The following is a 19,255-nucleotide window of genomic DNA, read 5'->3' on the forward strand; positions in this document are numbered from 1 at the left end:
GTTGCCAGGGTCTCCCCAGCGAATACCGTCCGTTCAAACAAGAACCGCTCGGGAGGAAACCAGTTGGCGGTCGCAGAGCAATTCACGGGCGCCGTGGCGCCTGAACTGTCGCCTGCCGCCGAGCTGAAGCCGCCTTGGGTGGTGAAGTTCCTCTACAGCTTCGGCCAGACCATCGAGTCCGGCTACATCGCCGTCGCCGCCTTCGTGTTCTTCTACTATACCGCCGTGCTCGGGCTTTCCGGCAGCCTGGTCGGCCTGGCCCTGGCGATCAGCATGGGCGTCGACGCCTTCGTCGACCCGCTGGTGGGCTCGCTCTCCGACAACGTGCGCTCGAAGTTCGGCCGGCGCCTGCCGCTGATGGTGATCGGCGCGCCGGTGATGGGGCTGTCGCTGGCCCTGCTGTTCGCGCCGCCGGCCGGATTGGCGGCCTTCGTGCTGTTCTTCTGGCTGACCCTGTCGAAGCTGGCGCTGCGCGGCTTCGCCTCGATGTTCAACCTGCCGTTCTTCGCGCTCGGGGCCGAGATGGCCGACGGCTATGTGGAGCGCTCCAGCGTCGTGGCCTACCGCACGGTGGCGGGCATCTTCACCGGCCTGGTGATCACCGTGCTGGCCTATTCGGTGTTCTTCGCCGGGACCGGCGGGCTGCAGAAGGCCGCGGCCTATCCGGCGTTCGGGGTCACCATGGGCGTGCTGTGCTTCGCCGGCGGGGCGGTCTGCTGCCTGAGCGTGTGGCGCTATGCATCGCGCCTGCCGCAGCCGACGACGCCGCCCAAGCCGCTGTTCCGGGCCCTGCTTCCGGAGGTGGCCGAGGTGTTCCGCAACTCCTCGTTCCGCACCCTCTTCTTCTCGGCCCTGATCGCCTATGTGGCGGCGGGCCTGAACGCGGCCTTCAACAACCACGCCTACGTCTTCGTCTGGCAGGTGAAGCCGCAATCGATCCAGCTGATCACCTATGGCTACCTCGTCGGGATCGCGCTGGGCGTGCCGCTGACGCCGGTCCTGCTGCGGTTCATGGAGAAGCGCTCGGCGGTGATCGTCGGCCTGGCCATGGTGCTGCTGGCGTGGAGCGTGCTGCCGGTGCTGCGGGTCGCGCGGCTGTTCACCCCGATCGGCGATGCGGCGGTGCCGTGGCTGGCCGCTAACGTGGCAATCGCCGGGGTGGGGATCGGCTTCATGGCCATCGCCTACCCCTCGATGATGGCCGACGCCGCCGACGAGCATGAGGTCCGCTTCGGCCACCGGCGCGAAGGCCTCTATTTCTCGGGGCTGGGCTTCGCCTCCAAGGCGGCGACCGGCCTGGGCCAACTGGTCGCCGGCGTGGCGCTGGACGTGATGCGGTTTCCCAAGGAGGCGGGTAAGCAGGTTGGCGTGATCCTGCCCGAGCCGCTGATGGACAAGATCATCATCGCCTGGGGACCGGTGGCGGCCGCGCTCGGCCTGGTCGCGCTGCTGCTGCTCATTCCCTACCGGATCAGCCGGGTGCGCCACGAGGACATCGCCACGGCCTTGAAGGCCAAGCGGCGCCTGGACGTCAGCGAGGGCCGCAGCTCCTGAGGCTTGCCCGGACCAAGTGACGCAAGGTCACAGTTGCCACGCTGGCGGGTGGGAATACCGTCCCTTCAAACAACAACGGTCCGGGGAGGATCGCCGTGGCGCTCGCTGAGAATTTCGCAGGCCCGCCTGACGTGGAGCCCGCGCCCGTCGGCGTCGAACTCAAGCCCAGCGTATCGGTCAAGGCGATCTATTCCTTCGGCCAGGCCATCGAGTCCGGCTACCTGGTCGTGGCCGGCTTCGTGTTCTTCTACTACACCGCCGTGCTCGGCCTCTCGGGGACCGCGGTGGGCGTGGCGCTGGGCCTCAGCATGTGCCTCGACGCAGTCATGGACCCGATGATCGGCTCGATCTCGGACAATGTGCGCTCGCGCTTCGGCCGCCGGCTGCCAATGATGGTGGCGGGCGCGCCGCTGACGGGGCTGGCGCTATGGATGCTGTTCTCGCCGCCGCTGGGCCTGCAGCCGATCCTGCTGTTCACTTGGCTGGTGGCGGCGAAGATGTCGCTGCGCGGCGTGGCCTCGCTCTACAACCTGCCTTTTGCGGCGCTGGGCGCGGAGATGGCCAGCGGCTATGGCGAACGCGCCAGCATCGCCGCCTACCGTGGCTTCTTCGGCGTGGCGATCAGCTTCGTCATGGTGATCGTGGCCTATTCGGTGTTCTTCTCCGGGGTGGGCGGCCTGCAAGTGCGCGCCCACTATCCGGCGTTCGGCCAGGCCATGGGGCTGCTGCTGTTCGCCTGCGGGGCCATCGGCATCCTGGGGGTCTGGCGCTATGCGCGGCGCCTGCCGCAACCGACCACGCCCGCGGCCCCGCTGCTGAGCGGCCTGGGGCGCGAGCTCTCCGAGGTGTTCCGCAACCGCTCGTTCCGCGCGCTGTTCGCCTCTGCCCTGCTGTTCTGGGTGGCGGCCGGCGTCAACGGCGCGCTCAACAACCATGCCTACATCTTCGTCTGGAAGCTGCAACCGCAGCAGATCCAGTTCGTGGCCATGGCCTTCTACATCGCGATCATGGCCGGCGTGCCGTTCGCGCGCCTGTTGCTGACCAGGGTGGAGAAGAAGACCGCCTGCATCCTGGGCCTGGCGGTGGTGGTCGTGTCCATGACCGTGGTTCACGGCCTGCGCGCCCTGGGCGTCATCGCCCCGACCGGCGACGCGGCCATGTGGATGCTGATCGTCAACGTGGCCATCGCCGGGTTCGGCATCTCGGCCCTGGTGGTGGGCTATCCGGCGATGATGGCCGACGCGGCCGACGAGCACGAGGTGCTGTTCGGCCATCGCCGCGAGGGGCTCTATTTCGCCGGCCTGGGCTTCGCCTCCAAGGCCGCGACCGGCCTGGGCCAGGTGGCGGCGGGGTTCGCACTGGACGCGCTCAACTTTCCGAAGGCCGCCGGCATGACCGTGAACGCCGTGGTGCCGGAGCACACCCTGCGCCTGCTCATCCTGGCCTGGGGCCCGTTCTCGGCCCTCTTCGCCATCGGCTCGGCCGTGGCGCTGATCTGGTACGGCGTCTCGCGCGAGCGGCACACGGAGATCGCGGCGAAGCTGACCCTCAAACGCGCCGACGACCTGCGGGCCGGGCTGACGACCTAGTGCGGGACGTAGCTCCGCAGCACGTCGTCGATTATGCGTTCCAGCTGCTCCAGGGTGCCGCACTGTTTGGCCACGTGGCAGAAGCGGGCGTAGCGGTGCATGACGCTGTCGCCCTGGGCCCAGTAGCTCTCGGGCTCGGGGTTCAGCCAGATGACGGCGCGGGCCCGGTCGTGGATCTGGCGCATGATGTCCAGGCGCGGGTCGGCGAAGTTGGAGCGGCCGTCGCCCAGGAAGATCACCGTGGTGCGGCGGTCCAAGCGGTCAAGGTGATTGTCGGCGAAGTCCTGTAGCGAGCGGCCGTAGTCGGTCTGCTGGAAGCCGATCTGCTGCAGCACCTTCAGGATCGCGCCCTCGACGCCGTTGTCGTCCAGGATGTCGTTCACGCTGATCAGCCGGCCTGAGAAGGCGAAGGCGTCCATGCGGTCGACCACCTCGTTCAGCGAATAGAGGAAGGTCAGCAGGAACTGGGCGGCCGCGGCCACCGACTTGCTCACGTCGCAGATGGCCACGATCGACGGCTTGTCGATCTTCTTGACCTTCCAGGCGATCTCGAAGGGGATACCCTCGTGGGCCATGGATTTGCGCAGGGTCTTGCGCACGTCCAGGTGGCCCTTACGGGCAGCGCGGCGGCGGCGCGAGTATTTGGCGGCCAGCCGCTTGGCCATCTTCTTCACCAGGGCGGCCATCAGCTGGTAGTCGACCGGGTCGACGCCGCCGTCGGCGTTCAGCGCCTTGCGGACCAGCCGCTCCTCGCGCAGTTCCTGGGCGGAGCCGGCGGCATAGAGGTCGTGCTGGCGGGCCACATAGGCCTGCGCCTCGGTGAACAGGTTGCGCCGCGCGGCGTCCAGGCGGTTGGCCAGCCCCTCGCCCTGGCCGTCCGGCATGCGCCGCGCATTGGCGATGATCCGCTCGATCTCCTCCAGCCCCATCTCCTCCAGCAGGCGGCGCGTGAGGCGCGAGCGCTGGGTGGTCAGGCGGATGTCGGCGACGCCGGCGCGGGCGGCGGCCTCCTCCATCGACTGCTGGACGGCGGTGGCGTCGCCGGTCAGGACCGCCTGGGCCAGCGGCGAGCCCGCCGTGGCGTCCAGGTCCTCCTGGCTGGGCTCGCCTTGGGGCGAACCCTCAGGCGGTGGGTTCAGGTTGATGGCGTCGCGGGCGAAGAAGGTCTCGAACACGGCGTCGAACCGCGTCACCTCCTCGGCCGACTTGGCCAGCGTCGCGCACAGGGCGTCCTTGAACAGCGGCCGGTCGCCATAGCCGGTGACCATCACCGCGCGCGAGGCGTCGATCGCCTCCGCCGGCGAAATCCGGACGTCGGCGGCGCGCAGCGCGCGGAAGAACTGTTCGAGGGTGTGCTGCATTACGCCTCCTCTCCCCCGGGCGAAGCCCGAGAGGGAGAGGGTAGGGAGAGGGTCGGCTCGTGCAGCGCGGATCCGCCTATGGTCCAGCCGTGACCCATGCACGCCGCCGTCGCGGGTCCTCGACCGACCAACGGGAGAGACTGAAAGGCCCAGCCGACCCTCTCTCTACCCTCTCCCTCTCCGCTTCGCGGGGAGAGAGGAGAGAACGCATATGCCGCCACCACCCTCACCGCCGGTGCAGCAGTTCCACCACCTGGGGCTCGACCGCGACGATGTCCTGCTCGAATTTCAGGATCACGTTCAGGGTGTCGCGGACCAGGTCGGGGCTCAGGCTGTCGGCGTGCAGGAGGACCAGGGCGCGTGCCCAGTCGACGGTCTCGGAGATCGACGGCGGCTTGCGCAGGTCCAGGGTCCGCAGCGACTGCACGAAGGCCACCAGATCCTTGGTCAGCTTGGCCTCGACGCCCGGCACCCGGGTGGCGACGATCCGCTCCTCCAGCGCCGCCTCGGGCAGCGGAATGTGCAGGTGCAGGCAGCGGCGCTTCAGCGCGTCGCCCAGGTCGCGGACATTGTTGGAGGTCAGGAACACCAGCGGCGGGGTCTTGGCGACGATCACGCCCAGTTCCGGGACCGAGACCTGGTAGGCGGAGAGCACCTCCAGCAGGAAGGCCTCGAACGCCTCGTCGGACTTGTCGACCTCGTCGATCAGCAGCACGCAGCCGTCATCCTGGCGCAGCGCCTGCATCAGCGGCCGGGGCTCGAGGAACGGCTCGGAGAAGAACAGGTCGCCCATGCCGTGCAGCCGCACCATGGCGGCGTCCATGTCGGGCGCGTCGGCCAGCGCGCTGCCCATCCGGTCCTTGAGGATCTGGGTGTAGAGCAGCTGCTTGCCGTACTTCCACTCGTACAGCGCCTTGGACTCGTCCAGGCCTTCGTAGCACTGCATGCGGATCAGCGGCAGGCCCAGCAGGTTGGCGGTGGAGAGCGCCAGCTCGGTCTTGCCGACGCCGGCCGAGCCCTCGACCAGGATCGGCTTCTGCAGGTTCACCGCCATGTAGAGCGCCGTGGCGATCCGGCGCGAGGCGATATAGCCCACCGAGCTCAGGCCCTCGATCAGGGCGTCGACCGAGGACAGATGGTCGGCGGCCGGAGGCTTCACCGCCGGTGGGGTCATGGTCAAAGTCTGATCTCTCGAAAACGGCGTACGCCGGAATGCGCCGATTGTGCCAAGCGCGCCCTACGTAAGCAAACATCCGTTTGGAATCCTCCGCTCCTCCCCTGCGAAGCGGGGGAGGTGGCGGCGAAGCCGACGGAGGGGGCGCGAGGCCTCAAGCTCGGAGTCAGCCGCCTTGCGCCCCCTCCGTCTCATGGCTTCGCGCTGCGCCACCTCCCCCGTCCTCTTCGGGACGGGGGAGGAGCGGTCTCAGACGTCGAAGGTCACGCCCTGCGCCAGGGGCAGGGTGCGGCCGTAGTTCATGGTGTTGGTGGCGCGGCGCATATAGGCTTTCCAGCTGTCGGAGCCGGCTTCGCGGCCGCCGCCGGTTTCCTTTTCGCCGCCGAACGCGCCGCCGATCTCGGCGCCCGAGGGGCCGATGTTGACGTTGGCGATGCCGCAGTCGGAGCCGCGGGCCGAGATGAACAGCTCGGCCTCCCGCATGTCGTTGGTGAAGATCGACGACGACAGGCCCTGCGGCACGTCGTTCTGCATCGCGATGGCCTCGCCGAGCTCGGCGTATTTCATCACGTAGAGGATGGGAGCGAAGGTCTCGCGCTTCACCACGTCGGCCTGGGTGGCCATCTCGACCAGGGCCGGGCGGGCGTAGAAGCCTTCGCCGATCTCGACGCGGTCGCCGCCGGTGACCGCGCCGCCGGCGGCGCGGGCGTCGGCCAGCGCCTGCTGCATGCCGTCGAACCCGGCCTGGTCGATCAGCGGGCCAACGAGGGTTCCGGCCTCGCGCGGGTCGCCGACCTTCACCGAGCCGTAGGCGGCCTTCAGGCGCGGCAGGAAGGCCTCGTACTGGCTCTCGTGGACGAACAGGCGGCGCAGCGTCGTGCAGCGCTGGCCCGCGGTGCCCATGGCGGCGAAGGCGACGCCGCGCAGGGTCAGGTCCAGGTCGGCGGTGGGCGTGACGATGGCGGCGTTGTTGCCGCCCAACTCCAGCAGCGACCGGGCGAAGCGCTGCGCCAGCCGCGGCCCGACCGCGCGGCCCATGGCCGTCGAGCCGGTGGCCGATACCAGCGCGACGTTCGGGTGGTCGACCAGGGCCTCGCCCACGTCGCGGCCGCCGATCACCACGGCCGACAGGCCGGCCGGGGCGTCGCCGAACCGGGCCAGGGCGCGCTCGAACAGCGCCTGGACGGCCAGGCCGGTCAGCGGGGTCTTCTCCGAGGGCTTCCAGACCACCGCGTCGCCGCAGACCACGGCCAGGGCGGCGTTCCACGACCACACCGCCACCGGGAAATTGAATGCCGAGATCACGCCCACCACGCCCAGCGGGTGCCAGGTCTCCATCATCCGGTGGTCGGGCCGCTCGGTGGCGATGGTCAGGCCGAACAGCTGGCGTGACAGGCCGACCGCATAGTCGCAGATATCGATCATCTCCTGGACCTCGCCCAGGGCCTCGGAGACCACCTTGCCGGCCTCCAGGGTGACCAGGGCGCCCAGGTCGGCCTTGGCGGCGCGCAGTTCCTCGCCGAACAGCCGGACCAGCTCGCCGCGGCGCGGCGCCGGGACGGTGCGCCAGGTCAGGAAGGCGGCTTGGGCGGCCGCGATGGCGGCGTCGACCTCGCCCTTCGAGGCGTCATGGACATGGGCCACGATCTCGCCGGTCACCGGGGAGCGGACGGGCCGGTCGCCGCCGGTCCACAGGGCCTCGGCCACGCCCAGGCGGCCCAGGACGGCGGCGGCTTCGGCCGCGGCGGAGGTGATCTTCGATTGCACGGTCATGGCTTACCAGATGTCTCGCTATTCGGCGGCGGCGCGGAAGGGGAGGTCGTCGGTTGCGTAGTAGCGGCCGAAGCGGTTGGCCAGGAACGCCGGCAGCGGGATGTCCTCCTGGCGGATGAAGCCGCTCTGGGGCAGGTCGCCGCTTGCCAGCATGTCCAGCACCGCGCAGATGGCGCCGGCGGTGGTGATCTGGATCGCCGACTTGACCTCGCCGCCCACCGGCTGGGCGAAGACCTTGTTGACGTAGGTCTCCTGCATCAGGTGCCCGGCCTTCATCCCCGAGACGGTGACGAACACGATCACCACGTCCTGCATGGTGGCCGGGACCGAGTTCTCCAGGATGTCCTTCAGCACGTCGCGGCGGTTGCGCAGGTTCAGGTCGTTGAGCAGCGCCTTCATGATCGCCGCGTGGCCGGGATAGCGGATGGTCTTGTAGTTCAGGTTCCGCACCTGGCCGTCCAGAGTCAGGCACAGGGTGCCCAGGCCGCCGGAGGTGTTGAACGCCTCGTAGGCCACGCCGTCGAGGGCGAACTCCTCGCACTCCTCCATGGCCGGGGTCTCGCGCAGCCGCCCGTTGACGATGGCCTCGCAGGGCTCGCAGTATTCGTTGATCACCCCGTCGGTGGACCACGTGAGGTTGTAGTTCAGCGCGTTGGACGGATAGCGAGGCAGGGCGCCGACCCGCAGCCGCACGTCGTGCAACTGGTCGAAGTGCTTGATCAGGTCCCAGGCGGCGATGGTGATGAAGCCCGGCGCCAGGCCGCACTGGGGGATGAAGGCGGTGGTGGCGTCGGCGGCCAGGTCGCGGACGATGCGGCTGGAGGCCACGTCCTCGGTCAGGTCCAGGTAGTGGGCCCCGGCCGCCTTGGCCGCCTGGGCGACGGCGATGGTCAGGTGGAAGGGCGCGCAGTTGACCACGGCGAACACGCCGGTCAGGCGCGCCAGCAGGGCGGCGGGATCGTCGATGGCCAGGGCGGCGGTGGTCACGTGCGGCCGGCCGGCAAACTCGGCCAGGGCCTCGGCGGACTGGTCGATCAGCACCGCCTCGTAACTGCCGGACGCGACCAGCAGGTCGACGACGGTGGAGCCGATCTTGCCGGCTCCGATGACAGCAACCGTGCGCATGATTTGGGCTCCCTTGGGTTCCGATGCAGAATCTCAGGCCCGGGCGCCGCTTTCAATTGGCGTCCCGTCGATTTGCGGCGTTAGATTGCGCGGATCGCCGAAGGGATTGTGCGGAACGCCGATGGACGACCTGGACGAGCACCTGCTGGCCAAACTCCGCGACAACGCCCGCGCGCCGGTGGCGGAGCTGGCCCGGGCGCTGGGCCTGTCGCGCACCACGGTGCAGAGCCGGCTGGCCAAGCTGGAACGCAACGGGACGATCGCCGGCTATGCCGTGAAGCTGGCCGGCGCCTATGAGGCCGGCCGCGTCCACGCGTTCATCATGCTGACCGTGGAGCCGAAGCAGGCCGGCGCGGTGACCGCGGCCCTGAAGCGGATGGCGGGCGTCCGTCGCCTGCAGTCGGTCAGCGGCCCCTTCGACATGATCGCCACGGTGGAAGCCGCCGGCGTCGCCGAGATGGACGCCACCATCGACGAGATCGGCGGCGTGAAGGGCGTGGAACGGACCAACTCCTCCATCGTGCTGTCGACCAAGTTCGACCGCTGACCTGAACGCTCCTCCCCCGAAGTGCTCCCTTCGGAGCAGGAGCGATGCGCGATCCCGGCGCGCGCCGCCCCCACAACCCGTTCATCCGTCTGTGAAATCTCGACCTTGGTTACCCGACCTAAACATAAGGCGTTCAGGACTGTCCGACGTTTGGGGATTCCGGTCGGACGATGAGATCTCTTTCGCGAAGGTTCCTGATCAGCGTCGGCGTGATGTCGCTGGTCGTGACCATCTTCAGCACGCTGGGTGCCTTCCTGGTCTTCCAGCGCGAGCTGGGGGACCGGCAGATCGCCTATCTGCAGGACTATGTCCGCGAGCGGTCCAGCAATGTCGACCGGCGCTTCTCCAACCTGACCGCCCTGCATAAGGCCGCCGGCGAGGAACTGGAGCGGCGGATGAAGCACCTGAGCGACGCCGAGGTCGACCGGCTGGCCGACCAGTACTTCCCGATGCAGCCCGACGGCACCCGCCGCAGCCGCGACGAATATTTCGACGGGGTGATGAAGGACGGGCGCTACATCTACGGCATGGGCTCGATCATCGGCCGCGCCCACGACCTGCCGCGCGACCAGAAGAAGGCCCTGGTGGCCGCCTTCGAGCTGGTCGCCAACTTCGGCCAGGCCGCGCACAAGGACTACGACAACTTCTACTTCTTCGTGCCGCCGCGGACGCGGCTGGTGCTGTTCGGGCCCGACCGGGCGGACAGGCTGATGTTCTATCGCCACACGGCCCCGGCCGACCTGGATATCTCCAAGGAGCAGATGTCCTCGATCACCAGCCGCGAGCTGGACCCGGAGGGCCTGACCCGCTGCACCAATCTCCAGCGGCTGATCCAGGATAACAAGGGCGACCGCCTGGCCACCGGCTGCCTGACGCCGGCCTATGCCAACGGCCGCTACGTGGGCTCGTTCGGCTCCTCGATCGAACTGACCGGGTTCCTGGCCAATGCGGTGAAGACCTCGCTGCCGGGCGCCCAGTCGCTGCTGGTCACCGGCAAGGGCGAGTTGATCGCCTATCCGGGCTACACCGTGCCGGGCAAGGCCTCGGAGCGGACGGTGGCCGACTACGAGCGGCGTCTCAGCCTCAAGACCCTGGTGGCGGCGGTCAAGAAGGACGGCCGGGCCAATGGTGTCATCACCAGCCCGGACGGCAAGCAGATCGTGGCCTTCGGCGCGCTGTTCGGTCCCGACTGGTACCTGATGCTGACCTATCCCAAGACCGCGGTGGCGGCCTCGGCGGCCAATTCGGCGTCCTGGGTGCTGGTTCTGGGGGCGATCGCCACGGCGCTGCAGACCCTGGCAGTGGTGTTCCTGGCCACCCGCACCATCGTCCAGCCCCTGCAACGGCTGGCGGCCTCCTGCGAGGCCGACGGGTCCGGGGAGAACGCGCGCGTGGACGTCAGCGCCGAGGAGCGGCGCGGCGACGAGATCGGGGTGCTGGCCAAGTCGCTGCGCGTCGAGCGGGAGAAGACCGAGGCGGTGCTGGCCTCGCTGGAGGACCGGGTGACCGAGCGCACGGCCCAGCTGGAACGCGCCAACACCGAGAAGTCCCGCTTCCTGGCCAATATGAGCCATGAGCTGCGCACGCCGCTGAACGGCGTGATCGCCGTCTCCGAGACCCTGTCGCGCGAACAGGCGACGCCCAGGGGCAAGGAGTTGGCCGAGCTGATCGTGTCCTCCGGCCGCCTGCTGGAGCGGGTGCTGACCGACATCCTCGACTTCTCGAAGATCGAGGCGGGGGAGATCAAGCTGTGCCGCGACGAGTTCGCGATGGCCACCCTGGTCAGCCGGATCGCCGAACTGCACCGCGCCTCGGCAGAGACCAAGGGCCTCGCGTTCGGCTGGACCGTGGCTCCCGACGTGAACCGCCGGTTCGCCGGCGACACGGTGCGCCTGACCCAGGTGCTGTCCAACCTGCTCTCCAACGCCGTGAAGTTCACCGAGGCCGGCGAGGTCCGCCTGGAGGTGATGCAGGTGGGCGAGGCCATCCTGTTCTCGGTCTCCGACACCGGCATCGGCTTCGACGAGGACGTGCGCCAGCGGCTGTTCCGCCGCTTCGAACAGGCCGACGCCTCGATCCGCCGCCGGTTCGGCGGCACCGGCCTGGGCCTGGCGATCAGCCGCTCGCTGATCGAGCTGATGGGCGGGATGATCGACGTGACCTCCGAGCCCGGCCGCGGCTCGACCTTCTCGGTCCTGGTGGCGCTGGAGGCGGTCGAGGGCGAGGCGCCCGAGGTGGACGACAATCCGTTCGAGGCCTTCGATATCTCCGGCGCCCGCGTGCTGCTGGCCGAGGACCACCCGACCAACCAGAAGGTCGTGCAGCTGGTGCTGGGCTCGGTCGGCGTCGAGCCGGTGATCGTCGAGAACGGCGCCCTGGCCCTCGAGGCCCTGCGCGCCGAACGCTTCGACGTGGTGCTGATGGACATGCAGATGCCCGAGCTGGACGGCCTCTCGGCCACCAGCCAGCTGCGCGCCTGGGAGCGCGAGCAGGGCCTGCCGCGCACCCCGGTGATCATGCTCACCGCCAATGCCATGGACGAGCATGTCCGCGCCGGCCAGGAGGCGGGCGCCGACGCCCACCTCTCCAAGCCGATCCGCGCCGATGCGCTGATCGAGGCCATCATCCACGCCATGGCGACCCGCGAAGAGTACCGCGACGAGGCGGCGGCTTAGGGGCGGCCTACGGCCGCGCCAGATAGATCGGATTCCCCAGCAGCCACAGCGCGCCGTCCGGACCGCGCACGTCCACGCGCAGCCAGCCGCGCGCCAGGGCGGGGACGTCGAAGGTCCGCCGCTCGTCGCCCTGCAACGGTTCGGCTGACGCCAACCCGGCGGCTCCGGGCCCCGCGAACGCCAGCCGCCCGCCCGCGCCGCCGGCGACATGGACGCTCAGCCGCACCGGCGCTCCGGCCTTCAGACCGTCGCCCATCTCCGCCGTCTGCCCGCCGGCCTCGGCGCGGACCTCCAGCAGGCGGTCGCGGGTTCCCTGGACATCCACGAACACATGGCCCGCCCGGATCGCCGCCAGCACGGCGTCCTGCGACAGCGCTTCGGCGTGCACGACGGTGGTGGGGACCCCGACCCCCCTGGCCGGTGGCAGCCCGGCGTCGTGGTTGTCCGAGCCGCCCACCGCGGTGATGTGCAGCCCGGCGTTCAGCCGCGCTTCCCAGAACGGAATGCCGGACAGCGGCCCGGCGCCGATCGTCCCGTTGACCGCCTCGACGGCCGGGATACGGGCGTAGTCCGTCGCCGCCGTCCAGCCGCAGCCCATGCAGGCTTCGCCCGACGGCAGGCCCGGGTGGTTGATGGAGACCAGGGCGTGGGCCGCTTCGGCCTGGTCAAGGATGTGGCCCAGCGTCGGCGCGCGCGGCCCGCCTAGCTGGAAGTCCAGCGGCGCGGTCATCCCCAGCACGCCCAGATGGCCCTGGAAGGTGGTGACCTCGCGGCCCGGGATCAGCAGCAGGTCGTCGTAGTACGGCTGCAGCTCCGCCAGGTCCTGGAAGTGGCTGGAGGTGTTGTGGTCGGTCACCGCCACGAAATCGAGGCCGCGCGCGGCGGCCGCCTCCAGGGTGCGGAACAGCGGGCAGGGAACCTTCTGGCCGGTGTGCGAGGCGCAGGCCCCGTCCGAATGCTCGGTGTGCAGGTGCAGGTCGCCGCGATACCAGCCGGGGCCGGCCCTCAGCGGCGCCTCGGCGAAGCCATGGAAGACCGGGCTGTGGTCCAGGGCGATCGTCGCGGTGTAGGTGGCGCGGCCGTCCTTGCGCAGGTTGGGCACACCCAGGATCAGCGTCCACGTTCCCGCCGGCAGCGGCCCCGGCAGGTACGACGACGTCGCCCAGGTCTCGGTGAGCGTGAAGCGCGCTTTGTTCCCGCCGCTCCAGCCGCGGAACCGCTGCGGGTCCCGCACGCCGATGTCGATCACCGCTTTCTGGTCCTTGCCGGCGTAGTTGAAGGCGACGCTCACCGACGTCGTACCCGCCCGCACCCGGAACGGGACCTCGCGATAGGTCTGGTGATCGGCGCCGGTCATCACGCCGGTCAGCGTCAAGGTCTCGGCAAGACCGGGCGTGGCGGCGAGCAGCAGGACGAAGGTCAGCGCGGCGCCAGCGCGCCCTCCACCCCTTCGGGGTCCCCCTCCCCCGCGTTGCGGGTGAGGCACTATGGCGCCTCTGTTCCTCACCCGTGCCAACGGGGGAGGGGGGACCGCGAAGCTATGCAGGGGGCGCTGCCGCCGCACCGAGATCAGGGCGCCTCGTTCGAGAAGATCACCGTGCCCGAGGCGGCGAACATGCCGCCCACGCCGTGGCAGACGCTGGTCCTGGCGCCCGGGACCTGGGCGGGGGCGATCCCGCGCAGCTGCCGCACGCTCTCCTGCAGGGCGTACATGCCGTACATGCCGGAGTGCATGTAGCTGAGGCCGCCGCCGTTGGTGTTGAGCGGCAGCTTGCCCCCTATCGCCGTGTTCCGCTCGCGGATGAACCCCGCCGCCTCGCCCGGCTTGCAGAAGCCCAGGTCCTCCAGGCCATACAGCGGCAGGTGGGCGAAGGCGTCGTAGATCATCAGGTGGTCGACGTCGGCGTGCGCCAGCCCCGACTCGTCGAACGCCTTCTTGCCGGAGACGCGGAACGCTTTCGACGAGGTGAAGTCCGCCATCTGGCTGACCAGCGGCGTCTCGACGCTCTCGCCCGTGCCCAGCACATAGACCGGCTTCTGCGGGAAGTCCTTGGCCCGCTCCGCCGAGGTCAGGATCAGCGCCCCGCCGCCGTCGGTGACCAGGCAGCACATCAGCTTGGTGAACGGCCAGGCGATCATGTCGGCGCCCAGCACGTCGTCGACGGTCAGCGGGTCCTTGAAGCTGGCGCGCGGGTTCTTGGCCGCCCACTCCCGCTGAATCACCGCCACCCACGCCAGGTCCTCGGCCGTCAGGCCATAGGTCTTCAGGTAGCGGAGCACGGGGATGGTGAACATGGTCGGCGGGCCGGCCACGCCATAGGGCATCTCGAACTGGCCCATCAGGCTGGAGGGCGCGCGGCCGAAGCCGCTGGAGCCCACCCGCGACCGGCCGCTCTCGCCGTGGGTGATCAGCACGGTGGTGCAGAGGCCTTCGTTGATCGCCGCCGCCGCGTGGCGCACGTGCAGCATGAACGAGCAGCCGCCCACCGACGTTCCGTCCGCGTAGGTCGGCGTGATGCCCATGTAGTGGGCCAGCTCCACCGGGCTGATCCCGGCGCAGGCGACGCCATCGATGTCGCTCGGCTTCAGCCCGGCGTCGGCCAGGGCGTTGAGCGCGGCGTCGGCGTGCAGGCCGATCACCGACACGTCCGGGATCTTGCCCATCTTGGTGGTCTCGGCGGCGCCGACGACGCCTACGGATTTCTGCTTCAAGCGACTAACCCTTCACCGGCGCGAACAGGGGCAGGGTGATGTCGTCGGTCTGCCTGGCGAACGAGACCTGCAGCGGCATGTCCAGCTGCAGCACCTCCGGCGTCTGCGGGCAGTCGACGATGTTGGTCATCATCTGCGGGCCCTCGGCCAGCTTCACCACCGCGATAGCGTAGGGCTCGGTCCCCATGTCCGGGCGCGGGCGCATGTTGATGACGTAGGACCACAGCACCCCCTTGCCGCTGGCCGGATAGACCTCGACGTCGCGGCTGGCGCACTTCGGGCAGAAGGCCCGCGGCGGGAAATAGCTCTCGTGGCAGGCGGTGCAGCGTTGGAGGCGAAGCTCGCCCGCCTTGCAGCCGTCCCAGAAATGGCGGGTCTCTGGCGTGGGTTCAGGCAACATGCGTGGCGGCATTCGAAAATCCATCCCTTAGAAAAATCGGTCTGTTCTAGTCCGCTAGTGGCGGGCGGCGCAGCAAAGACGAGACCGCGGCGCTTGTCACCTGTAGTGATGCGCCGATGATCGAAAGCCATGATCTGGAGCGGTTCATCAGGGCCCAGGACGCCGGCGTCGGCGCCGAGAGCGTCTATGATCGCGCGCTCACCGAACTGCGCGCCGGCCTCAAGCAATCCCACTGGATGTGGTTCGTCTTTCCGCAGTTCCAGGGCCTGGGCGAGAGCGAGATGTCCAAAACCTACGCCATCGCCAGCCTGGCCGAGGCCGCCGCCTACGTGGCCCACCCGGTGCTGGGGCCGCGCCTGCGCACCTGCCTCACCATCCTGAACGGGCTGCAGGACCGCACCGCCTTCCAGATCTTCGGGCGGCCCGACGACCGCAAGCTGCGCTCCAGCCTGACCCTCTTCGCCCACGCCACCGACGACAACACCGTCTTCATGCTGACCCTGGTGAAGTTCTTCCCCGGCGGCTTCGACAAGCGCACCCTGCGCGCCCTGGGCATCCAGGCGGCGACTTAACGTTTGTCCTTCGCGCGACCACGACCCTGCCGCCGCACCAGCGCGGCCACGGCCAGTCCCAGCAGGCCAGAGGCGATCAGCAGCCCTGTGCGTTTGTGGCGCGGCCCTGTGTGGACGACAAACCGGTGGAACTGCGTCTCGTCCGCCCCCCACCACGAGGACGAGGGCTTGTGGAAGCCGTGCCGCGGCATGGCCTCCGCCGCCTCGCGCGCCAGGTCGGCCGCTTCCGACGCCGTCAGCCCGATCACCAGGCTCAGCACCTCCGGGCGCACCGCCTGCGGATCGTCGCTCAGCCGCCAGGTTTCGCGGGTCACGTTCACCACCCGCCCCAGCGCCGCCTTCCGCGAGATCACGGTGGTATGGGTCAGGAAGCGATTCAGCCGGTCGGACATGCGACAGGAAGCCCCAAAACGCGGATTTGATCCAGGACTCGCATCCGCCCTCTCGACCGGCCGGCGCGGCCTGCTACGCCTATGACTTAAGCGCTTGGAATGGACATGAAAGACTTCATCGATTTTCAGGGCGCCTCGCGCGCCCGCTATCGCTTCCGGATCTGGGCCGAGGGCGCCGCCCACCTGCCCGTGGCCGGCAACTACGTCTACGTCCGCGAGGAGCCCGAGGGCTTCAAGGTCCTGACCGTGGGCCAGACCAACGACCTCTCTAAGGCCCGCGGCGAATGGACCAAGGCCACCCGCCGCGGCGCCACCCACGTCTTCACCCGCCTCAACGTCGCGCGCGCCGTGCGGATCGCCGAACACGAGGACATCGCCGGCCACTACAAGACCGCCCACGTCAGCGAGGCCGTGGACTGAGGCGGTGCGCCGGACGCGTCCGGCCTGAGGCGATGGCCAACACGGCCGGCCGGCCGCTGGCGGCTCGACTATCCCGCGGTCGCCGCGCGCAGCGGCTGGAACGTGCGCTCGAAGGCGTGCAGCCCCGGCGCGCTGAAGGCCACCAGCCGCGTGCCCTCCATCCGTCGCGCCCAGCCCAGGTCGTAGATCCTCTCCAGCAGGCCGACCCCGAAGACGCCGGCCAGGTGGCTGCGGCGCACGCTCCAGTCCAGGCAGGCCTTGCACAGCGGCCGCCGGCCACGGGCCTCGACGGCGACACCGAACGCGCGGGCGAAGGCGTGGCCGGCGGGGGTCAGCACCAGGGAGCCGGCCTCGTCGGCGATGCGGCCGGCGGCGATCAGGGCGTCCAGCATCGCCACCCCGGCGTCGCCCGCCAGGTGGTCGTAGCAGACCCGGGCGCGGCGCATGGCGGGGTCCCTGGGTCCCGTCCGGGTGCGCATATGACCGGTGCGCTCGGCCAGCAGGGCCAGCTGCTCCAGGGCCTCGGCGACGTCGTGGCTGGCCAGGGCGAAATAGTTGTGGCGGCCCTGGATGCGCCGGGTGATGAGCTCGCCCTGCTCCAGCCGGGCCAGGTGGGCGCTGCCGGTCTGCGGCGTCACCCCGGCCTCGCGGGCCAGTTCGCCGGCGGTCAGCGCCTGGCCGCCCATCAGCGCCGAGAGGATGTTGGCGCGGGCCGGGTCGCCCAGCAGGGCGGCGATGCGGGTGATGTCGGGGCCTAGCTTCATGGCCCCCACCCTAGAGCGCGTCAGGCGAAAGTGGATCCCGGTTTCGCCGCCCGACGCGCTCCAATTCAAAGAGTTAGAGCCTTTTTATCTGGTTCAAGTGAGTCCACTTGAACCAGATAGGCTCTAGCGACTGGAGCGCGACGACGCTTCGGCCGCGAGCGAAACGTGCCGGCCGCCCCGCCGCTAGAACGAGCGCCCGGACCCGGAGCCTCCCATGACCGTCACCTGCTGCATCCGTTATGTCATCGACCCGTTCCAGCGCGACGCCTTCGAGGCCTATGCGCGAAACTGGCTGAGTATCATCCCGGGCTGCGGAGGCGACCTGATCGGCTATTTCCTGCCGCACGAAGGGACCGACAACATCGCCCTGGCGCTGATCTCGTTTCCGAGCCTGGCGGCCTACGAAGCCTATCGCGCACGCCTGAAGACCGACCCCGCCGGTCGCGCCAACTTCGCGCTGGCCCAGGCGGAGCGGTTCATCCTCAGCGAGGAGCGCACCTGGCTGACGCCGGTGGTCTAGGAGCGCAGGGTGTTCTCGGCCCGCATCGCCGCGTGCGCGCGGCGCAGTTCCGCCGCCGCCGCCGTCATGTTAGCCTCGAACTCGGCCAGTTGCCGGTCGTATGTGCCGTCCAGCAGCTTCTCGACGACAGGGTCCTCTTCGACCTTCCGCTTGGTCGCAGCCATGTTGAAATCCCACCAGGTGTGTGGCGGACAGTGTGCGCCGGGCGCGGCTACGCTCCGATTAACGCGGGGGCGATTTCCTCCCCCGTTTCGCGGGAAAACAAGGGCGTTCTCACACCGGCGCGGTCGACAGCCTCCGGCGTTCGGTGGAGGCCACGAGTTCGGCCCAGATGGCGGCCTGGCGCGGGACGTCGCCGGCCGTCTCGGCCGCCGCCTGGGCGTGGATCAGGCCAGCTCGCAGGCGGTTGTTCTCCACCTGCAGGACGGAGAGGCGCAGGTCCTTGTCCTCGCCGGCCTCGTCCAGCAGGGCGCGGATCGCGCGGTTCTCATCGACCAGGACATGGGCCTGGCGGTCCCAGATCTCGCCGGCCACCAGCAGCAGCATGGCGGCCAGGCCCAGGTCGTTGGTGCGCTCGGCCGGGGCCACATCGGGCTGGGCGTTGCGGACCAGCAGGCCCGCGAGCTCCATCAGGACAGAGGGGACCTGCGGCGTCATAGGCGGCCCATCACCTGCAGCATCGCCCGGTCCTGGGCGTTGATCAGCCACCAGGCGGGATAGACCATGATCGGCGCCTTGTTGCCGCCGCTGGTGAAGGCCGCGGCCGAGCCCACCCAGATGCCCTGGCCCTTCACGCAGTTGAACAGGATCCACCAGTGCAGCGCGGCCGGGTCGGCGGTCAGCCCCGAGGCATGCTCCCAGATGGCGATCGCCTGCGCCTGGCTGCAGAGACCGCCGGCTAGGCCCGTGCGGCCGAACGTCCAGACTGGCTGCAGGCTCCAGCCCAGGTCCTCCAGCGGGTCGCCCAGGTGGGCCATCTCCCAGTCCAGGACCCCGTGGATGTCGCCCTTGGCGTCATAGAGGAAGTTGCCGGTCCGGTAGTCGCCGTGGACGATGCTGAGCTTCTGGGCCGGCGGCGGCGGGTTGGCGCGCAGCCAGCGGATCGCGGCCCGGGCGATTGGCAGCGGCTCGGTGGCGTCCTTGTCGATCAACCCTTCCCAGTGATCCAGCTCGCGGCGCCAGCAGGCGTCCAGCGCCGGGGTGGGCATCACCCGGGTCAGCCGCGCCTTTGGATCGGCCTTGGCGATGGCGCCCAGGATGGTCCATTTGCGCTCGGCCAGTCGGGCGAGGGCGTCGTCGAACGGGCCGGAGAACAGCATCTGCGGCGAGGCGTTGAAGCCGGTGATCTCCTCGGCGATGAAGAAGGGGTGGTCCAGCGCCTGGCAGCCCTCCTCCAGCCACAGCATCTCCGGCACCGGGACGTCGGAGTTGCGGAAGGCGCGGTAGGCCTCGAACTCCACCCGCCGTTCGGTGTCGATCAGGCTGGCCGGCGGGTCGCGGCGCAGGATCAGCTTGCGCACGTGGGCCGCGGCGCCCTCGGTCCAGGCCAGTTCGAAGCGATAGGTCTCGCGGCTGGCGCCGCCGGAGATGCGCTCGAGGCGCGAGACGGCCACGTCGGCCTCCGGCATCCGGGCGGCGATATAGGCTGCAAGTCTGGGCTCGAGCGGGTGACTCACG

At 69.6% G+C, this 19,255-nt stretch carries 19 protein-coding genes; 7 read left to right on the forward strand and 12 right to left on the reverse strand.

Annotated elements, in window-relative coordinates; translation table 11 throughout:
* Positions 1 to 63 precede the first annotated feature (63 nt).
* A complete protein-coding gene (locus Q0R13_RS01280; protein WP_293898277.1) occupies positions 64 to 1,554 on the forward strand; it encodes an MFS transporter in 1,491 nt (496 codons plus the stop codon).
* Positions 1,555 to 1,649: 95 nt separating this feature from the next.
* Complete coding sequence (locus tag Q0R13_RS01285; RefSeq protein WP_293898280.1) at positions 1,650 to 3,143, forward strand: MFS transporter; 1,494 nt, start codon at positions 1,650 to 1,652, stop codon at positions 3,141 to 3,143.
* Here Q0R13_RS01285 and Q0R13_RS01290 read toward each other — a convergent pair.
* The 4 genes from Q0R13_RS01290 to Q0R13_RS01305 all read right to left on the reverse strand — a co-directional run bounded on the left by Q0R13_RS01290 (position 3,140) and on the right by Q0R13_RS01305 (position 8,576).
* The gene (locus tag Q0R13_RS01290) at positions 3,140 to 4,504 is read right to left on the reverse strand and encodes a VWA domain-containing protein (protein WP_293898283.1); all 1,365 of its coding nucleotides are present in this window, start codon (positions 4,502 to 4,504) and stop codon (positions 3,140 to 3,142) included. The genes Q0R13_RS01285 and Q0R13_RS01290 overlap by 4 nt on opposite strands.
* 226 nt (positions 4,505 to 4,730) lie before the next feature.
* Positions 4,731 to 5,678 carry a MoxR family ATPase gene (locus tag Q0R13_RS01295; RefSeq protein ID WP_293898286.1) on the reverse strand — a complete coding sequence of 316 codons (948 nt, stop codon included), beginning with the start codon at positions 5,676 to 5,678 and terminating at the stop codon, positions 4,731 to 4,733.
* Positions 5,679 to 5,927: 249 nt separating this feature from the next.
* On the reverse strand, positions 5,928 to 7,451 hold the full coding sequence (locus Q0R13_RS01300; RefSeq protein WP_293898289.1) for an aldehyde dehydrogenase family protein: 1,524 nt from the start codon (positions 7,449 to 7,451) through the stop codon (positions 5,928 to 5,930).
* Between the two features lie 18 nt (positions 7,452 to 7,469).
* Positions 7,470 to 8,576 carry a saccharopine dehydrogenase family protein gene (locus tag Q0R13_RS01305; protein WP_293898291.1) on the reverse strand — a complete coding sequence of 369 codons (1,107 nt, stop codon included), beginning with the start codon at positions 8,574 to 8,576 and terminating at the stop codon, positions 7,470 to 7,472.
* 121 nt (positions 8,577 to 8,697) lie between these two features.
* On the opposite strand from Q0R13_RS01305, the gene Q0R13_RS01310 reads away from it, so the two are divergent.
* Positions 8,698 to 9,123, forward strand: a complete 426-nt coding sequence (locus tag Q0R13_RS01310; protein ID WP_293898294.1) for an Lrp/AsnC family transcriptional regulator — start codon at positions 8,698 to 8,700, stop codon at positions 9,121 to 9,123.
* 170 nt (positions 9,124 to 9,293) lie between these two features.
* The gene (locus tag Q0R13_RS01315) at positions 9,294 to 11,798 is read left to right on the forward strand and encodes an ATP-binding protein (RefSeq protein ID WP_293898297.1); all 2,505 of its coding nucleotides are present in this window, start codon (positions 9,294 to 9,296) and stop codon (positions 11,796 to 11,798) included.
* A gap of 7 nt (positions 11,799 to 11,805) precedes the next feature.
* Here Q0R13_RS01315 and Q0R13_RS01320 read toward each other — a convergent pair whose 3' ends face one another.
* The 3 genes from Q0R13_RS01320 to Q0R13_RS01330 all read right to left on the reverse strand — a co-directional run bounded on the left by Q0R13_RS01320 (position 11,806) and on the right by Q0R13_RS01330 (position 14,910).
* Positions 11,806 to 13,173, reverse strand: a complete 1,368-nt coding sequence (locus tag Q0R13_RS01320) for a CehA/McbA family metallohydrolase (protein WP_293898300.1) — start codon at positions 13,171 to 13,173, stop codon at positions 11,806 to 11,808.
* A 194-nt stretch (positions 13,174 to 13,367) separates the two neighbouring features.
* Entirely contained in the window at positions 13,368 to 14,510 is a 1,143-nt protein-coding gene (locus Q0R13_RS01325) for a thiolase domain-containing protein (RefSeq protein ID WP_293898303.1), read from the reverse strand.
* Positions 14,511 to 14,514: 4 nt separating this feature from the next.
* Positions 14,515 to 14,910: an OB-fold domain-containing protein gene (locus tag Q0R13_RS01330; protein WP_293898306.1), complete on the reverse strand. Its 396-nt coding sequence runs from the start codon at positions 14,908 to 14,910 to the stop codon at positions 14,515 to 14,517.
* Between the two features lie 116 nt (positions 14,911 to 15,026).
* On the opposite strand from Q0R13_RS01330, the gene Q0R13_RS01335 reads away from it, so the two are divergent.
* On the forward strand, positions 15,027 to 15,482 hold the full coding sequence (locus tag Q0R13_RS01335) for a DUF1810 domain-containing protein (RefSeq protein ID WP_293898309.1): 456 nt from the start codon (positions 15,027 to 15,029) through the stop codon (positions 15,480 to 15,482).
* Here Q0R13_RS01335 and Q0R13_RS01340 read toward each other — a convergent pair.
* A complete protein-coding gene (locus Q0R13_RS01340) occupies positions 15,479 to 15,874 on the reverse strand; it encodes a hypothetical protein (RefSeq protein WP_293898312.1) in 396 nt (131 codons plus the stop codon). The two genes, Q0R13_RS01335 and Q0R13_RS01340, sit on opposite strands and share 4 nt — an antisense overlap.
* Positions 15,875 to 15,979: 105 nt before the next feature.
* On the opposite strand from Q0R13_RS01340, the gene Q0R13_RS01345 reads away from it, so the two are divergent.
* On the forward strand, positions 15,980 to 16,294 hold the full coding sequence (locus Q0R13_RS01345) for a hypothetical protein (RefSeq protein WP_293898315.1): 315 nt from the start codon (positions 15,980 to 15,982) through the stop codon (positions 16,292 to 16,294).
* 68 nt (positions 16,295 to 16,362) lie between these two features.
* Here Q0R13_RS01345 and Q0R13_RS01350 read toward each other — a convergent pair whose 3' ends face one another.
* A complete protein-coding gene (locus Q0R13_RS01350; RefSeq protein WP_293898318.1) occupies positions 16,363 to 17,058 on the reverse strand; it encodes a helix-turn-helix transcriptional regulator in 696 nt (231 codons plus the stop codon).
* Between the two features lie 214 nt (positions 17,059 to 17,272).
* On the opposite strand from Q0R13_RS01350, the gene Q0R13_RS01355 reads away from it, so the two are divergent.
* Positions 17,273 to 17,578 (forward strand): NIPSNAP family protein, encoded by a 306-nt coding sequence (locus Q0R13_RS01355; protein ID WP_293898321.1) that lies wholly within the window; start codon positions 17,273 to 17,275, stop codon positions 17,576 to 17,578.
* Here Q0R13_RS01355 and Q0R13_RS01360 read toward each other — a convergent pair.
* The 3 genes from Q0R13_RS01360 to Q0R13_RS01370 form a co-directional block, all read right to left on the reverse strand.
* On the reverse strand, positions 17,575 to 17,742 hold the full coding sequence (locus Q0R13_RS01360) for a hypothetical protein (protein ID WP_293898324.1): 168 nt from the start codon (positions 17,740 to 17,742) through the stop codon (positions 17,575 to 17,577). The two genes, Q0R13_RS01355 and Q0R13_RS01360, sit on opposite strands and share 4 nt — an antisense overlap.
* A gap of 109 nt (positions 17,743 to 17,851) precedes the next feature.
* The gene (locus Q0R13_RS01365) at positions 17,852 to 18,235 is read right to left on the reverse strand and encodes a hypothetical protein (RefSeq protein ID WP_293898327.1); all 384 of its coding nucleotides are present in this window, start codon (positions 18,233 to 18,235) and stop codon (positions 17,852 to 17,854) included.
* The gene (locus tag Q0R13_RS01370) at positions 18,232 to 19,254 is read right to left on the reverse strand and encodes a phosphotransferase family protein (RefSeq protein ID WP_293898330.1); all 1,023 of its coding nucleotides are present in this window, start codon (positions 19,252 to 19,254) and stop codon (positions 18,232 to 18,234) included. The genes Q0R13_RS01365 and Q0R13_RS01370 overlap by 4 nt, the downstream gene beginning before the upstream one ends.
* Position 19,255: the final 1 nt, after the last annotated feature.

Origin of the sequence: Phenylobacterium sp., from assembly GCF_025351295.1 — a bacterium.
In the GTDB taxonomy this organism is placed as follows: Bacteria; Pseudomonadota; Alphaproteobacteria; order Caulobacterales; family Caulobacteraceae; genus Phenylobacterium.

Excerpts from the sequence above, each read along its gene's own strand:
- Q0R13_RS01330 (WP_293898306.1), bottom strand. The coding sequence starts at position 14,910 with ATGTTGCCTGAACCCACGCCAGAGACCCGCCATTTCTGGGACGGCTGC.
- Q0R13_RS01305 (WP_293898291.1), bottom strand. The coding sequence starts at position 8,576 with ATGCGCACGGTTGCTGTCATCGGAGCCGGCAAGATCGGCTCCACCGTC.
- Q0R13_RS01310 (WP_293898294.1), top strand. The coding sequence starts at position 8,698 with ATGGACGACCTGGACGAGCACCTGCTGGCCAAACTCCGCGACAACGCC.
- Q0R13_RS01345 (WP_293898315.1), top strand. The coding sequence starts at position 15,980 with ATGAAAGACTTCATCGATTTTCAGGGCGCCTCGCGCGCCCGCTATCGC.
- Q0R13_RS01355 (WP_293898321.1), top strand. The coding sequence starts at position 17,273 with ATGACCGTCACCTGCTGCATCCGTTATGTCATCGACCCGTTCCAGCGC.
- Q0R13_RS01360 (WP_293898324.1), bottom strand. The coding sequence starts at position 17,742 with ATGGCTGCGACCAAGCGGAAGGTCGAAGAGGACCCTGTCGTCGAGAAG.
- Q0R13_RS01350 (WP_293898318.1), bottom strand. The coding sequence starts at position 17,058 with ATGAAGCTAGGCCCCGACATCACCCGCATCGCCGCCCTGCTGGGCGAC.
- Q0R13_RS01335 (WP_293898309.1), top strand. The coding sequence starts at position 15,027 with ATGATCGAAAGCCATGATCTGGAGCGGTTCATCAGGGCCCAGGACGCC.
- Q0R13_RS01290 (WP_293898283.1), bottom strand. The coding sequence starts at position 4,504 with ATGCAGCACACCCTCGAACAGTTCTTCCGCGCGCTGCGCGCCGCCGAC.
- Q0R13_RS01365 (WP_293898327.1), bottom strand. The coding sequence starts at position 18,235 with ATGACGCCGCAGGTCCCCTCTGTCCTGATGGAGCTCGCGGGCCTGCTG.
- Q0R13_RS01295 (WP_293898286.1), bottom strand. The coding sequence starts at position 5,678 with ATGACCCCACCGGCGGTGAAGCCTCCGGCCGCCGACCATCTGTCCTCG.
- Q0R13_RS01315 (WP_293898297.1), top strand. The coding sequence starts at position 9,294 with ATGAGATCTCTTTCGCGAAGGTTCCTGATCAGCGTCGGCGTGATGTCG.
- Q0R13_RS01300 (WP_293898289.1), bottom strand. The coding sequence starts at position 7,451 with ATGACCGTGCAATCGAAGATCACCTCCGCCGCGGCCGAAGCCGCCGCC.
- Q0R13_RS01340 (WP_293898312.1), bottom strand. The coding sequence starts at position 15,874 with ATGTCCGACCGGCTGAATCGCTTCCTGACCCATACCACCGTGATCTCG.